The 14,451-nt window shown below is 67.0% G+C and carries 11 protein-coding genes; 4 read left to right on the forward strand and 7 right to left on the reverse strand.

The genetic code is table 11. The annotated features are described in order from the left end of the window. The first annotated feature begins 40 nt into the window (after nucleotides 1–40). From QM748_RS12735 to QM748_RS12750, 4 genes are all read left to right on the forward strand, one after another. Nucleotides 41–1,489 carry a di-heme oxidoredictase family protein gene (locus QM748_RS12735; RefSeq protein WP_415247306.1) on the forward strand — a complete coding sequence of 483 codons (1,449 nt, stop codon included), beginning with the start codon at nucleotides 41–43 and terminating at the stop codon, nucleotides 1,487–1,489. Beyond that, entirely contained in the window at nucleotides 1,486–2,520 is a 1,035-nt protein-coding gene (locus tag QM748_RS12740; RefSeq protein WP_415247307.1) for an imelysin family protein, read from the forward strand. Before QM748_RS12735 ends, QM748_RS12740 begins: the two co-directional genes overlap by 4 nt. After that, on the forward strand, nucleotides 2,510–3,625 hold the full coding sequence (locus tag QM748_RS12745) for a DUF1513 domain-containing protein (protein WP_415247308.1): 1,116 nt from the start codon (nucleotides 2,510–2,512) through the stop codon (nucleotides 3,623–3,625). The genes QM748_RS12740 and QM748_RS12745 overlap by 11 nt, the downstream gene beginning before the upstream one ends. A 268-nt stretch (nucleotides 3,626–3,893) precedes the next feature. Next, entirely contained in the window at nucleotides 3,894–5,531 is a 1,638-nt protein-coding gene (locus QM748_RS12750; RefSeq protein ID WP_415247309.1) for an acyl-CoA synthetase, read from the forward strand. Between the two features lie 78 nt (nucleotides 5,532–5,609). Here QM748_RS12750 and QM748_RS12755 read toward each other — a convergent pair whose 3' ends face one another. The 7 genes from QM748_RS12755 to QM748_RS12785 form a co-directional block, all read right to left on the reverse strand. Then, nucleotides 5,610–5,936, reverse strand: coding sequence for an AzlD domain-containing protein (locus tag QM748_RS12755; RefSeq protein ID WP_415247310.1), 327 nt, complete (start codon nucleotides 5,934–5,936; stop codon nucleotides 5,610–5,612). Further along, nucleotides 5,933–6,637: an AzlC family ABC transporter permease gene (locus tag QM748_RS12760; protein ID WP_415247311.1), complete on the reverse strand. Its 705-nt coding sequence runs from the start codon at nucleotides 6,635–6,637 to the stop codon at nucleotides 5,933–5,935. The genes QM748_RS12755 and QM748_RS12760 overlap by 4 nt, the downstream gene beginning before the upstream one ends. Before the next feature lie 38 nt (nucleotides 6,638–6,675). Further along, nucleotides 6,676–8,988: a putative bifunctional diguanylate cyclase/phosphodiesterase gene (locus tag QM748_RS12765; RefSeq protein ID WP_415247312.1), complete on the reverse strand. Its 2,313-nt coding sequence runs from the start codon at nucleotides 8,986–8,988 to the stop codon at nucleotides 6,676–6,678. 148 nt (nucleotides 8,989–9,136) lie between these two features. Continuing rightward, a complete protein-coding gene (locus tag QM748_RS12770; protein ID WP_415247313.1) occupies nucleotides 9,137–11,449 on the reverse strand; it encodes a putative bifunctional diguanylate cyclase/phosphodiesterase in 2,313 nt (770 codons plus the stop codon). Nucleotides 11,450–11,568: 119 nt separating this feature from the next. Next, nucleotides 11,569–12,483: an FHA domain-containing protein gene (locus tag QM748_RS12775; protein ID WP_415247314.1), complete on the reverse strand. Its 915-nt coding sequence runs from the start codon at nucleotides 12,481–12,483 to the stop codon at nucleotides 11,569–11,571. Between the two features lie 161 nt (nucleotides 12,484–12,644). Then, nucleotides 12,645–13,199 (reverse strand): ribose-phosphate pyrophosphokinase-like domain-containing protein, encoded by a 555-nt coding sequence (locus QM748_RS12780; RefSeq protein WP_415247315.1) that lies wholly within the window; start codon nucleotides 13,197–13,199, stop codon nucleotides 12,645–12,647. Nucleotides 13,200–13,349: 150 nt separating this feature from the next. Next, on the reverse strand, nucleotides 13,350–14,378 hold the full coding sequence (locus QM748_RS12785) for a DUF5924 family protein (RefSeq protein WP_415247316.1): 1,029 nt from the start codon (nucleotides 14,376–14,378) through the stop codon (nucleotides 13,350–13,352). Nucleotides 14,379–14,451: the final 73 nt, after the last annotated feature.

Below are 14,451 nucleotides of genomic sequence, written 5' to 3' on the forward strand. Positions count from 1 at the left end.
TCAGGCAATCGGGCCCTGCACGCACGGAACCAATCGACTGATGCCACTCAAACACAGCCTGCGTACCGCAATGGTCGCAGCAGTAGCTCTGAGCCTGCCGGCCATCGCCGGCACAGCAGACTTCGAACCTGGCGAGGATCTGCCCGGCGGCAGGACCACGACCAGCGACCAGGGGCGCAACGCCTTTTCCTACCCCGCGGCCAACCTGTCGGTCGACCGCCAGACGCCATTCTTCATCGGCAACTCCTTCTTCAAGAAGAACTGGGTCGAAGCCCCCGCCTCCACCACCGGCCGTGACGGCCTCGGCCCCCATTTCATCGCCCGCTCCTGTGCGGGCTGTCACATCCTCGACGGCCGGGGCGCGCCGCCGCCGGCACCGGACGGCATCAACACCGCGCAACCGGTCGGCCTGCTGTTCCGCCTGTCGATTCCAGCCACGGCCGAACGCCCCGCGGGCAAGGACGGCGTGGTGCCGGAACCCAGCTACGGCAGCCAGTTCAACAATGCCGCCGTAACCGGCATCACGGCAGAAGGCGCGGTCGAGATCCGCTATACCGAACAGCCGGGCCAGTTCGCCGACGGCACGCCCTATTCGCTGCGCAGGCCAAGCTACCGGCTGCACGACCTGGCCTATGGGCCGATGCACCCCGAAACACAGGTTTCGCCGCGCGTCGCCCCGGCAGTGATCGGCCTCGGCCTGCTGGAAGCGGTCCCGGAAGCTGGCTTGCTTGCCGCCGCCGCGCGCCAGGCGGAAGAGGGCCTCGGCATCTCGGGCCGCCCGAACCGCGTCTGGGATGCCGGCAAGCAGGACTGGGCGGTCGGCCGCTTCGGCTGGAAGGCGAACGTCGCCACGGTGCGCCACCAGACCGCGGGCGCCTTCCACGGCGACATCGGCATCACCAGCACGCTGTTCCCGCACGAGGAGTGCATGCCCGCGCAGACGGACTGCCTCGAACGCCAGCAGCGCGAAGCCGAATGGCGCCGCGGCCGCGGTGAGCCCGAGGTGGACATCGATGACCGCACGCTCGATCGCACGGTGTTCTACACCACCACGCTCGCCGTCCCGGCGCGCCCCGATGCCCGCGACCCGCAGGTTCTTGCCGGCAAGCGCCTGTTCCACGAAGCCAACTGCGCAAGCTGCCACACCCCCCGGCATGTGACCGGAGACTTGCCCGGCTACCCGGAACTGTCGAACCAGACCATCTATCCATACACCGACCTGCTGCTGCACGACATGGGCGAAGGGCTGGCCGACAGCCGGCCCGATTTCGACGCCGACGGGCGCGAATGGCGCACGCCTCCGCTGTGGGGCATCGGCCGGGTCAAGACGGTGAACGGCCACACCTTCTTCCTTCACGACGGTCGCGCCCGCAACCTGATGGAGGCCATCCTGTGGCACGGCGGCGAAGCCGAAGCCGCCAAGTCGCGCGTGCTCGGCTTCAGCCAGGCCGAGCGCGACGCCCTGATCCGTTTCCTGGAGTCGCTATGAAGCAGCGCCCTTCCCTTGCCGCCGCCCTGCTCGCAGCCGCGCTACTGTCCGCCCCGGCAAGCGCGGCTGCGCCAGCACCTTTCATCAGCCCTGCTGCGTGGATGTCCGCACTCGGCCAGCAGGTGCTGACCCCCGGCTACGTCAACCTGGCCCGCTCCTCGACCGCGCTGGCACAGCACGTCGACGCGCTGTGCCAGCAAGCGCAGGACGATGCGCTCGAAGCCGCACGCGCCGCATGGCGGCAGACCGCGCTCGGGCTGCGCCGCCTCAGCGCGCTGCCTTTCGGCCCGGCGCTGGAAAGCCGCATCCTGCGCCGCATCGACTTCTGGCCCACCCGCCCGCCTCAGATCGAATCCTCGTTGCGCGGCCGCGCGGCCGGCACCTTGCCGGACGAGCGCATCGGCGTCACCGCCAAGGGCCTCCCGGCGCTGGAATACCTGTTGTTCGACCCGGCCAGGACATCGCTCACCGCAGACGCCACGGCCTGCGGCTACGCCAGCTGGCTGGCGGCCGACGCCAGCCGTGACCTCGAAGCGCTGCTGCCTGCCTGGCCGGCATGGATCTCGAGCCTGGAGGAGGTCGACGAGGAAACCGAAGCCCTGATGCTGAGCGACGGGGTGAACATCCTGATCGGTGGTTTCGACACGCTTCGGGTCAAGTATCTTGAAAAACCCGCCCGCAAACCGACCGACCGCAGCGGCTTCGACGCCTGGCGCAGCGGCGAGGAGCGCACCCACCTGCTCGCCCTGTTCGACGGCCTGCGGCTCGGCCTGCAAGGCCGCGAAGGCCTGCCAGGCCTCACCGCCATCCTGCGCGGCCGCGGCCTGCTGGCGCTCGCCGACAAGCTCGATGCCCAGGCCGCCACCGTCGCAACTGCCCTTCAGGCATTGCCGTCGCCCCCCGGCAAGGACGGCGGAGCCGCCATCTCCCGGGCCATCGAGGCGCTGGCCGTGCTGCAGGGGCTGCTTGCCCACGATGCCGCGGAGCATCTCAAGGTCCGAGTCGGCTTCGGAGACAACGATGGCGACTGAGCTCTCGCGCCGCCGCCTGCTTGCCGGTCTCGCGGCGCTGTCCTGCGGCGGGCTCGCCGCCCGCCCGGCGTTCGCGTGGGCCTCCGCCTGTTCCCTGGGAGATGCCGGCGCCCCGCCCGCTCTGCTGACCTGCTGGAGCGATTCGCCGACGCGTCCGACCGAATTCCACGCCGGCCTGCTCGGCGCGGACTCGCCAACGCTCGCCCTGCCTGCGCGCGGCCATGACATCGCCTGGCATCCGTCGGGAGATGGCAGCGCAGTGGTCGCAGCGCGCCGTCCCGGCGATTTCCTCGTGCGCTGGCACGTTGCCACCGGCACCGAACTGGCGCGCTTCGAAACCGACGACGAATCGCGCTTCGAAGGCCATCTCGCCTTCCGCCCGGACGGCCGCGTGCTGTACGCCACCGAAACCGACCTGATCACCGGCGACGGCCGCATCGGCGTATTCGACGCCTTGAGCCTCGAACGCCTGGACGCCTGGCCCTGCGGCGGCATCGGCCCGCACGCGGTCGAATGGATGGCCGACGGCCGCCTGGCCGTCGCCGTCGGCGGCATCCTGACCCTCCCCGAGACCGGCCGGGTGAAGCGCAACCTGACCAGCATGGACTCCACGCTGGCCTTTCTGGACCCGGCCGACGGGCGGCTGCTGTCCCGCCACCGGCCGCCGGACGCCTTCATGAGCGTGCGCCACATCGCGCAGGACGCACACGGCAACATCGCGGTATCGATGCAGAACGAAGGCAAGACCGGCCGCCCGCTGTTTGCCCTGCTCGACGGCGAGCAGTTGCGCTACGGCGAAGCCGACGCCGGCCTGATCGAACGCTGCGGCGACTACGCAGGCGACATCATCGCGATCGACGGTGGTTTCGCGGTGAGCTGCACGCACGCCGGCGTGACCGCGGCATGGGACACGGACGGCAAGGCCGCCAAGGTTTTCGATACCCAGCGGGTGTGCGCGATGAGCACGCACGACGGCCGTCTGATCGTCACTGGCGACACCGGCGGCCTGTGGCAGCTCGAAGCCGCGGACGCACGCTGCACGCGGCAGTGGCGACTGCCGGTGGCGCTGGACAACCACGCCGACCCTGCCCCCTCGCGGACCTGAAAACCAGCCCGGACGGAGTACTGCGCTGCATCTGGATCGCTCCATACGTTTCCGTATCTTTTTGCCGCCGGCCCCATTCCTACACCCCCCGGAAAACCGTATCATTCTCCTGTTCTCCTCAGCGGGACGGCGGCAGACTCACCCGACCACCTTGCGCCAAGGCGGTGAGGACGTCCCCCGCCAGTGCGAGGAGAAGAAATCGGAAACGGGCACCGCTGCACTCATTCCTATTCAATAGCCCGTTTCTCACGATGGGAGTGGAAAAAGAATGTCGAATGCCTACGCAGTCGGACTTGACAAGAATCCGGCCAACTATGTCCCGCTGTCGCCATTGAGCTTCCTCGAGCGCACGGCACTGGTGTATCCCACCCGCACCAGCGTGGTGCACGGCTCGCGCAGCTACACCTGGAGCGAGACCTATACCCGCTGCCGCCGGCTGGCCAGCGCCCTGGTCGCCCACGGCGTCAAGCGCGGCGACACCGTGGCGGTGATGCTGCCCAACGTGCCGCCGATGTTCGAGGCCCACTTCGGCGTGCCGATGGCCGGCGCCGTGCTCAACACCCTGAACACCCGCCTGGACCCGGAAGCCGTCGCCTTCATGCTCGGCCACGGTGAAGCAAAGGTACTGATCACCGATCCCGAGTTCGCTGCCATCGTTCGCCCCGCGCTCGATCTGCTCGAAGGCGACAAGCCGCTGGTCATCGACGCGCTCGACGACGAGTACCCGGGCACCGAGCGTGTCGGCACCCTGCTATACGACGACTTCCTCGCCAGCGGCAACCCCGAATACCAGTGGAGCCTGCCGGCCGACGAGTGGGATGCGATCGCGCTGAACTACACCTCCGGCACCACCGGCAACCCCAAGGGCGTGGTCTACCACCATCGCGGCGCCTACCTGAACGCAGCCTCCAACATCATCAGTTGGGGCATGCCGCAGCACTCGGTGTATCTGTGGACGCTGCCGATGTTCCACTGCAACGGCTGGTGCTTCCCCTGGACCATGGCCGCCAATGCCGGCGTCAACGTCTGCCTGCGCAAGGTCGACCCGGCACTGATCTTCGAGCTGATCCGCAGCCAGAAGGTCAGCCACATGTGCGGCGCGCCGATCGTCTACGGCATGCTGATCAACGCGCCCGAGCAGCTGCGCGCCGGCATCGAGCACAGCGTCGCCGGCCTGATCGCCGGTGCCGCGCCCCCGGCCGCGATCATCGAGGGCGCCGAACGCATCGGCTTCGACATCACCCACGTCTATGGCCTGACAGAAACCTACGGCCCGGCCTCGGTGTGCGCCAAGCATCCGGAATGGGACGAGCTGCCGATCGACCGCCGCGCCGAACGCAACGGCCGCCAGGGCGTGCGCTACCACATGCAGGAAGGCCTGACGGTGATGGATCCGCAGACCATGGAAGTCGTGCCCGCCGACGGCGAGACCATGGGCGAACTGATGTTCCGCGGCAACCTCGTCATGAAGGGCTACCTGAAGAACGAGAAGGCCACGCAGGAAGCCTTCGCCGGCGGCTGGTTCCACACCGGCGACCTCGGCGTGCTGCAGCCGGACGGCTACGTGAAGATCAAGGACCGCTCCAAGGACGTGATCATCTCCGGCGGCGAGAACATCTCCTCGCTGGAAGTCGAGGAAGTGCTGTACCGCCATCCCGCGGTGCTGACCGCCGCCGTGGTCGCCAAGCCCGACGAGAAGTGGGGTGAGGTGCCCGCCGCCTACATCGAGGTCAAGGACGGCGCCGGCGTCACCGCCGACGACATCGTCGCCCACTGCCGCGAGCATCTGGCTCGCTACAAGGTGCCCAAGTACATCGAGTTCTGCGTGCTGCCGAAGACTTCCACCGGCAAGATCCAGAAGTTCGCGCTGCGCGAAATGGCGAAATCCAGCTCGGCGATCGAGTAAGCCGGGCAGCGGCGGCACTGCCGGCGGTTCGCGCCACCGGCACTGCCAGGCACCCCAGGGCTGGGCCGGTGGCTGCCGCTACCAGCCCAGCCCTTTTTTCAGCCCCAGCAACACCGCCATGCCGACGATGAAAGGCAGCCAGGGATTGCGCCAGCGCAAGGCCACGCCGATCACCACCACGCCGGCGGCGAGCTTGGGATTCAGCAGTGACACCTCGTTGCCGTCGAGCAGCAGGTCGGGCACCACCAGCGCGGACAGCGCCGCCGCCGGCGCATAGCGCAGCGCGCGCTGCAGCGCGGGCGGCAAACGCCCCTTTTCGCCCAGCAGGATGAAACTGCCGCGGGTGCCGACCGTCGTCATCGACATCAGCACGAAAGCCAGCCACAGCCACACGCCTTCGATCATGACGGCCTCCCGCGCTGCTGCCAGCGTTCGGCGATGAAGCCGGCGCCGATGCCGAGCACGATGGCCGCCACGACGCCGAGGCGCAGCGGCAGGCCGCGCAGCAGCACGGCGCCCAGGCCGCCGGCCAGCGCGGCGATCAGCATCGGCCGCGTGCGCACCATCGGCAGCACCATGACCATCAGCGCGATCGTCACCATGAACTCCAGCGACCAGTTGCGCGGCACGAAATCGGCGCCGAACACGCCAAAGGCGACGAACAGCTGCCACATGATCCAGTTGAAGATCGACGGCGCGATGAAGTAGCCCCAGCGCCACTGCGCGTCGCCGGATTTCAACGCCTTGTCGGCGCAGATCGCATACACGCCATCGACGAGCAGATAGCTGGAGGCCAGGCGTTCGGACAGGCTTCGTCCTGCGAACATCGGTGCGATCGAGGCACTGAAGATGACGAAGCGCAGGTTCAGCGCCAGCGCGGTGAGCATGATCAGCCACAGCGGCGCACCGGCGGCAATCAGCGGCAGCGTGCCGAGCTGTGCAGTGCCTGCATACACCAGCAGGTTCATGCCCAGCGACTCGAGCTCGGTCAGGCCGATCGAGCGCATCGCGATGCCGGTGACGATGCCCCAGGGTACCAGGCCGACCGACAGCGGCAGGAAATCGCGCAGCCCTTCCCGGGCGCCGCGACGGAAAGCGGACTCCATCGAAAGCTTCTCGAAAAAAGCTTCGAAGGATAGCAGCCCTAGGCCGCGTGCGGCAGGGATTCCCGCCCTCGCAACAGGAGCCTCGTCTCGAGATAGGCGGCGAACGCCGTTGGCGCCATCGGCTGCGCGAACAGGAAACCCTGCGCCACATTGCAGCCCCGCTCGCTGAGGAAGGCCAGTTGCTTATGGTCCTCGACGCCTTCGGCGACGGTTTTCAGCTTCAGGATCCGGCCGAGGTTGACGATCAGATTGACGATCGCCGCATCCTCGGGGTCGCTGGCCAGATCGCGCACGAAGGCACGGTCGATCTTCAGCTTGTCGATCGGGAAGCGGCGCAGGTAGGCAAGGCTGGAGTAGCCGGTGCCGAAATCGTCGATCGCGATCCGCAGGCCGAGCGCCTTGAGCCGGCGCAAGGTGTCCAGCGTCGCGCCGGAGCCATCCTGCACCAGCAGGGATTCGGTCAGCTCCAGCTCCAGGCATTCGGCCGGCAGGCCGGTTTCGCGCAGGATGCGGTTGACCATTTCCACCGGATCGCCGCGATGGAACTGCAGCGCAGAGACATTGACCGCCATCACCTCCAGACCCATCCCCTGGTCGCGCCATGCACGGGCCTGGCGGCACGCCTCGCGCAGCGCCCATTCGCCCACCGGAATGATCAGGCCCGACTCTTCCGCCAGCGGGATGAAACGTGTCGGCGGCACGCTGCCGAGTTCGGCAGACTCCCAGCGCAGCAAGGCTTCCGCACCGACCACCCTGCCGGTGGCGAGATCGATCTGCGGCTGGTAGTGCAACCCCAGCTCGCCATGCTGGATGGCATTGCGCAGATGGTTCAGCATCGTCAGGCGCTCGTGCGCATCGACGTTCATCTGCGCGGTGAAGAAGCGGAAGACGTTGCGTCCGCTCGCCTTGGCCTGGTACATCGCGGTATCCGCACGCAGCAGCAGGCTGTCGAAATCCGCCCCGTCGTCCGGATGGATGGCGATGCCGATCGAGCACGAGCAGCTCAACTCATGGCCGTCGATGTCGCAAGGCTGCGCCACTGCCTCGATGATCTTCTGCGCGATTGCCGAAACCATGCCGCGATCGCGCAGGCCGGACAGCACGACCAGGAACTCGTCGCCGCCCTGGCGGCTGATGGTGTCGCTTGCACGCAGGCAGGACGACAGCCGCCGGCCGATCTCCTGCAGGAAGCGGTCGCCCACGCCGTGGCCAAGGGTGTCGTTGATGATCTTGAAACGGTCGAGATCGACGAACAGCAGCGCCACCAGCGTCTGCTCGCGCGCGGCCAGCGCCAGCGCCTGGCCGAACCTGTCCCGCGCCAGCACGCGGTTCGGCAGGCCGGTGAGCGGATCGTGGGTTGCCGCGCGGCGCAATTGCTCCTGCGTCTCGCGCAACTCACGCAGGTCGACATCGACGCAGTACATCTCCGCCTCGCCCCGCTCGTTGCTCAGCATGGTGTGGGAAGAGAAGACCGGGACCAGTTCGCCATCACGGTTGAGCAGTTCGATCTCGCTGGCCGGGATCGGCTCGCCCTTGTCGATCCAGTTGCGGTGCAGGCGGATCACCTCGTCGCGGCAGACGGGAGGAATGATCAGATCCTCCAGGCGGCGGCCCAGGGCTTCTTCACGTGGATAGCCGTACAAGGCCTCGCTCGCGGAATTCCAGAACACCACCCGGCGCTCGGAATCGTAGCCTTGCACGGCGACATTGCTGAGATCCTCGAACAGGCGGCGGCAGCGTTCCTCGCTGCTCTTGAGCGCAGTGATGTCGCGCACCACCGCGATCGCACCGACGAACTGTCCATCCTCGTCGATCATCGGCGAAAGCTTGGCGCTGTACCAGCAGCGCCCCTGCGGCAGATCGAGCGCATATTCGACCGACTGCGTCGAGCGCTCGTCGCATACCCGCTGAAGGGCCAGGCCGATCTCGGCCGGCAGGCCCGCCTCACCAGCCTCCTTGCCCATGAAATGCTCGGGCGGGATCAACAAGGCCTTGGGGTCCGGGTAATAGGCATGGGCGAAACGCAGCTTGTCGTCGAAGACGAAGATCAGGTCGTCGAGCGACTCCAGCATCCGCCGCAGATATGTCGCGAGCTCGCGCGACCTGGCGCGCGAGAGCTCGATGCGGGCGAATTGCTCGCGCATCAGGGCAAAAAGCAGAAGCCCGGTGGCAAGGACGAGGATCACCCCTTTCCAGGTCTGCAGCCCAGCATGGATATCGGCATCCGCTGCAAGCCACTGCGTGATGCTGTCGGACAGCCCCATCCACAGCCCTGCCACTGCCATGTAGGGCATGACGATCCGCAACGCGCGCACGGTGGAGGGAGCGATGCCCAGCCATTTACAATTCATGTTCCGCAAACCATTGAATCCATGCGCACAGCTTGGCGGCTGATGCTGGCGTCGTCGCGGTAAAACCGCACGGGCCGGACGGGGCCGGCTCGGGCAAACCGCCGCCGATGTGCATCACGACACGGAAAAGGCAGCGATGGAGGCGCCCCTACGGCGGGGAAGCCCGGTCAGGCTGCCCCGGCAGCAGCGGCACCGTATCCAGATAGACAGCGAATTCCGAGGACGGCATCGGCCGTGCGAACAGATACCCCTGTGCCTCATTGCAGCCGCGTTCGCTGAGGAAAGCCAGTTGCCCGTGGTCCTCGACGCCTTCGGCGACGGTCTTCAGCTTCAAGATCCGGCCGAGGTCGACGATCAGATTGACGATCGCCGCATCCTCGGGGTCGCTGGCCAGATCGCGCACGAAGGCGCGGTCGATCTTCAGCTTGTCGATCGGGAAGCGGCGCAGGTAGGCAAGGCTGGAGTAACCGGTGCCGAAATCGTCGATCGCGATCCGCAGGCCGAGCGCCTTGAGCCGGCGCAAGGTATCCAGCGTCGCACCGGAGCCATCCTGCACCAGCAGGGATTCGGTCAGCTCCAGCTCCAGGCATTCGGCCGGCAGGCCGGTTTCGCGCAGGATGCGGCCGACCATTTCCACCGGATCGCCGCGATGGAACTGCAGCGCAGAGACATTGACCGCCATCACCTCCAGGCCCAAGCCCCGGTCGCGCCATTCCCGAGCCTGGCGACAGGCTTCGCGCAGCACCCATTCACCGATCTGGATGATCAGGCCCGACTCTTCCGCCAGCGGGATGAAACGGACCGGCGGCACGCTGCCGAGCTCGGCACAGTGCCAGCGGAGCAGTGCCTCGGCACCGGCCACCCTGCCGGTGGCGAGATCGATCTGGGGCTGGTAGTGCAATTCCAGCTCGCCATGCTGGATGGCATTGCGCAGGTGGTTCAGCATCGTCAGGCGCTCATGCGCATCGACGTTCATCTGGGTGGTGAAGAAGCGGAAGGCGTCGCGTCCGCTCGCCTTGGCCTGGTACATCGCGGTGTCCGCACGCAGCAGCAGGCTGTCGAAATCCATACCGTCGTCCGGGTGGGTGGCGATGCCGATCGAGCACGAGCAGCTCAGCGAGCGGCCGTCGATGCTGCACGGCTCCTGCACCGCTTCGATGATCTTCTGGGCGATCGCGGCAACCGCGGCCCGATCGTGCAGGCCGGACATCATGACCAGGAACTCGTCGCCGCCCTGGCGGCTGACCGTGTCGCTCTCGCGCAGGCAGGACGTGAGCCGCCGGCCGATCTCCTGCAGGAAGCGGTCACCCACGCCATGGCCGAGGGTGTCGTTGATGATCTTGAAATGGTCGAGATCGACGAACAGCAATGCCAGCAGCGTCCGGTCGCGCACTGCCAGCGCCAGCGCCAGATCGAACCTGTCCCGCGCCAGCACGCGGTTCGGCAGGCCGGTGAGCGGATCGTGGGTCGCCGCAAGCCGCAGTTGCGCCTGCGTCTCGCGCAGCTCGCGCAGGTCGACATCGACGCAGTACATCTCCGCCTCGCCCCGCTCGTTGCGCAGCATGGTGTGGCATGAGAACACCGGGACCAGTTCACCGTCGCGATTGAGCAGTTCCATTTCTCCGGGCGGAATCGGCTCGTCGCGCTCCATCCAGGCGTGGTAGCGGCGAACCGCTTCGTCGCGGTAGGCCGGGGGGATCATCAGTTCTTCCAGGCGCTGGCCCAGGGCTTCTTCACGCGAATAGCCGTACAGCGCTTCGCTCGCGGCATTCCAGAACACCACCCGGCGATCGGCACCGAAACCCTGCACGGCAATGTTGTCGAGATCCTCGAACAGGCGCCGGAAACGCTGCTCGCTGCTCTTGAGCGCCGTGATCTCGCGCACCACCGCGATCGCGCCGACGAAGGTCCCATCCTCGTCGATCATCGGCGAGACCTTGGCGCTGTACCAGCAGCGGCCATGCGGCAGATCGAGCGCATATTCGACCGACTGCGTCGAGCGCTCGTCATATACCTGCTGCAGCGCCTGGCAGATTTCGGCCGGCATTCCCACTTCGTCGGCCCGCTTGCCCATGAAGTGCTCGGGCGGGATCAGCAAGGCGGAACGGTCGGGGTAATAGGCGTCGGCGAAATGCATCCTGTCGTCGAAGACGAAGATCAGGTCGTCGAGCGACTCCAGCATCCGCCGCAGGTACGCCGCGAGATTCCTCGCCTTGGCCCGTGAGCCTTCGATGCGCCTGAACTGCGCGCGCATCAGGACATGGAGCAGGATTCCGGTGGCGATGACGAAGATCGAACCTTTCCAGGTCTGCAGCCTGGCATAGACGTCGGCATCGGCCGCAAACCATCGTGCAAGGCTGTCGGACAACCCGATCCAGAGACCTGCCGCCACCATGTAAGGCATGACGATCCGCAATGCACGCCAGGAGGAAGGCGTGATACCCAGCCATTTATGGTTCATGTTCCGCAAGCCGTTGAGTCCGCGCCCAGTTTGACTGCCGACGCCGAACACGTCGCAGTAAAAGTGCACGAATCATGCAACGCCAGCCCAGGCAGACGGCCGGCCGGCTTGACGCAGACTCAGTCCTCGCCGGTGACCTGGAAGGTGAGCGTGGGCGCGCTGAAATCTTCCGGCTGGGCGCCGAGGCCGATCTCGCCAGCGCCGTACAGCGCACAACTGTCGCGGCGCAGCATCACCGGTGCGGAGGAGCCGGCAAAACGCACCCAGCTGCCATTGCTGCTGAAGTCGGTGAAGGTGCACTGCCCGCCCGTCCACTCGATGCGGGCATGCCGGCGCGACACGCGAGGATCATCGATGGCAAAACCCGCGCCGTCGCCGCGCCCGACGATCAGCGGGCCCTCGCCCGAATACAGCACTGCCTGATGCTCCAGCCTGTGGATGTCGATGCGCTGGACCGGCTGGCGGTCTTCGAGCAGCTGGTTGAAGTCGAAGCTTGCGGCCACGGTCGATTCGGCAGTTCGCGCCCAATCGACGCGCCACACCCGCATCGGCTCGGCCTTGCCCTTGATCGTGATGCGGTCGAGGCTCTGGCATGCCAGCCGCTGGGCCTCGGGCAGGCCGTCGAACGCGGCTTCGCCGATCAGCGTCTCGCCCGGCTGGGCACGGTCGCTGAGCCGGGCGGCGACATTCACCGCATCGCCATAACAGTCGCCGTCATGTTCGACGATGGGGCCCCGCTCGATGCCGGTCTTGACGCCGAGCATGCCGCCTTGCGGCAGCCCGGGAACCTGCTCGCGCAGCACCTCCTGCATTCGCGAGGCGGCTTCGACGGCAGCGAGCGTGTTGTCGAACAGCACCAGCACGCCATCTCCCAGGTATTTCACGAGCTGTCCGCCCGCAAGGGTGAGGTGGCGGCCGATGGTCTGCGTGCAACGCGTGACGAGCCGCGTGGCAATCATGTTGCCCGCCGATTCAAAAAGACCGGTACTCCCCGTCAGATCGGCAAATACCACGGTCCTTACCGTTTGCTTCACACCTCTCCCCGCTGTGGATCATCGAAGCCGCGCAGGACGGGAGGCTCTTTGCCGGCGCGACAAGGACTCCTGCCCATGCAGAAAGACAGGATGCTAGCACCAAGCCTTCTGAACGTCATCGCCCGCGCGACCAAAGGCGGGCCCGGGGCGGGGCGGAAACCTCAAGCGGCGTGAATTGCGCGCAGGGCTTCGGCCAACCGGGGAGCAAGGCATGCCGCCTTGTTGGGATGGGAGTCGCAGCCGGTACTCCGGCCCTGCTCCACGCCGGCTTCGCGCGGCAAGGCGGCATGTGCATGCAGCACCGGCACGGCCTCTGCCAGCGACGAGACACGGCTCGGATACGGGTCCGCAGTCAGCACCGCATCGAACAAGCCTGCGAGAAAACCGCCGACGATGCCCTCGCAGCCAGCCTCGCCTGCCGCGGATTCATCGTCCCGCCGCAGGCCGGCCAGATACGGCGCCACCAGCGTGACATGCTCGGCCCCCCGCCGGCCCGCGGCGCGCACCACCAGCAGCAGCTCCAGCAGCTTCTCGTTGGGACGGTGCAGACTGCGATAGACGACCACCCTGCTCGGCAGGGACTGGGGCAGGCGCAGGTGAAGCTCGTCATCGGGGAAGCTGTGCCGCTCGATGACCGCACATTCGACGCCCACCGCCCGTGCCAGGCGTTCCGCCTCCAGGGTTTCATCGTCGAAGTGCAACAACAAGGTATCCATCAAGGCTCCACGAACAAATGCCGTGCCGGCAAGCGCCGATACAGGCAGGCGAATGGAGGCTACACGCAGGCTCCCGCGGTTTGAAGGATCAAATGAGGCCGGGCGAGAAGCACGCCACGCTGGGCATTTCCTCCGCCGCGGCAGCGCCGCTCAATTGCCGGCCGCAACGCCCCGCACGTGGAAGCGAAGCGTGCCGATCATCTGCTCGTCGCCAGTCAGCACCCTGACCTGCCAGCGGCCGGCGGGATTCTCGGGAAACATCAGCTTGTGCGTCCAGGCGCGATAGCCCTCCTCGCGCCCGCCACGGATATCGAGCGTGATCCGGTCGATCTCGCGCCCTTCGTGGAGCCAGACATGCTGGATGCGCTCCTGCAGGCCCAGCGGCGCACGAATCGAGGTATAGGCATACAGCCCCTGTGCCAACAGCTGGGGGGCATCGATCTCCGCCAGGCTGTCGGCCGGCGCACGCTGCGCATCGTCGATGCTGCTGGCGAGCGCGACGTCGGTCAGGCGCAGCGTGGCTGGCGGCACCCACAAGCGCGCCAGCCAGCCGGTTGCGGCGAGCACCCCCATCAGCCCCACCACCAGCACCCCGCGCCACCAGCGCGGCACCGTGATCGAGCCGAGCAGGCTGGGAAAGGCAAGCAGCACCGCGATGCCCAGCGCAAGCTCGTAGCTGCGCGCGGTCGGCAGCTGCAGGATCAGCGGCATCGCCACCAGCAGCACCGCAAACAGGGCCAGCGTGTGATAGGTCAGGAACAGCCAGCGCCGGGGCGCGAGCCGGCGGTAATAGATCGGATCGATCAGGGCGACCAGTGCCGCCACGATCAGGCTGCCGGTGAACACCGCCTGCCCACTGTTCCACGACGTGCTCGCAAGGAAGAAGGGCAAGGCGAAGAACAGGCTCTCCTGGTGGATCAGCTGCGTCACGTAGCGCAGCACCGGCGCAGGCAGATGCAGGCCGAAACGCTCGAGCAGCAGCTCGCTCAGCATCCGCTCCAGCACCAGCCAGACCCAGCCGATCAGCATCGCCGCCGCAATGACGCGCGCAAAGCCTTCATGGCGATCGATCAGAAAGAAGGAAGCCACGCCGGAAACGAAACCGAAGGCCGCGATCACACCCGGATAACGCCGCGCCAGGGCGACGAGCCGCAACAGTCGGTGCTTGAGCAGAGGCATCGGCAGCAAGAATCCGGGCAGGAACCGAAAGGATGCAGACCATACCGCAGGACGGGCCCGGCCGAAGCGGCTG

Source organism: Thauera sp. (assembly GCF_047601425.1).
Lineage (GTDB): Bacteria > Pseudomonadota > Gammaproteobacteria > Burkholderiales > Rhodocyclaceae > Thauera.

Excerpts from the sequence above, each read along its gene's own strand:
- QM748_RS12735 (WP_415247306.1), top strand. The coding sequence starts at position 41 with ATGCCACTCAAACACAGCCTGCGTACCGCAATGGTCGCAGCAGTAGCT.
- QM748_RS12740 (WP_415247307.1), top strand. The coding sequence starts at position 1,486 with ATGAAGCAGCGCCCTTCCCTTGCCGCCGCCCTGCTCGCAGCCGCGCTA.
- QM748_RS12745 (WP_415247308.1), top strand. The coding sequence starts at position 2,510 with ATGGCGACTGAGCTCTCGCGCCGCCGCCTGCTTGCCGGTCTCGCGGCG.
- QM748_RS12750 (WP_415247309.1), top strand. The coding sequence starts at position 3,894 with ATGTCGAATGCCTACGCAGTCGGACTTGACAAGAATCCGGCCAACTAT.
- QM748_RS12755 (WP_415247310.1), bottom strand. The coding sequence starts at position 5,936 with ATGATCGAAGGCGTGTGGCTGTGGCTGGCTTTCGTGCTGATGTCGATG.
- QM748_RS12760 (WP_415247311.1), bottom strand. The coding sequence starts at position 6,637 with ATGGAGTCCGCTTTCCGTCGCGGCGCCCGGGAAGGGCTGCGCGATTTC.
- QM748_RS12765 (WP_415247312.1), bottom strand. The coding sequence starts at position 8,988 with ATGAATTGTAAATGGCTGGGCATCGCTCCCTCCACCGTGCGCGCGTTG.
- QM748_RS12770 (WP_415247313.1), bottom strand. The coding sequence starts at position 11,449 with ATGAACCATAAATGGCTGGGTATCACGCCTTCCTCCTGGCGTGCATTG.
- QM748_RS12780 (WP_415247315.1), bottom strand. The coding sequence starts at position 13,199 with ATGGATACCTTGTTGTTGCACTTCGACGATGAAACCCTGGAGGCGGAA.
- QM748_RS12785 (WP_415247316.1), bottom strand. The coding sequence starts at position 14,378 with ATGCCTCTGCTCAAGCACCGACTGTTGCGGCTCGTCGCCCTGGCGCGG.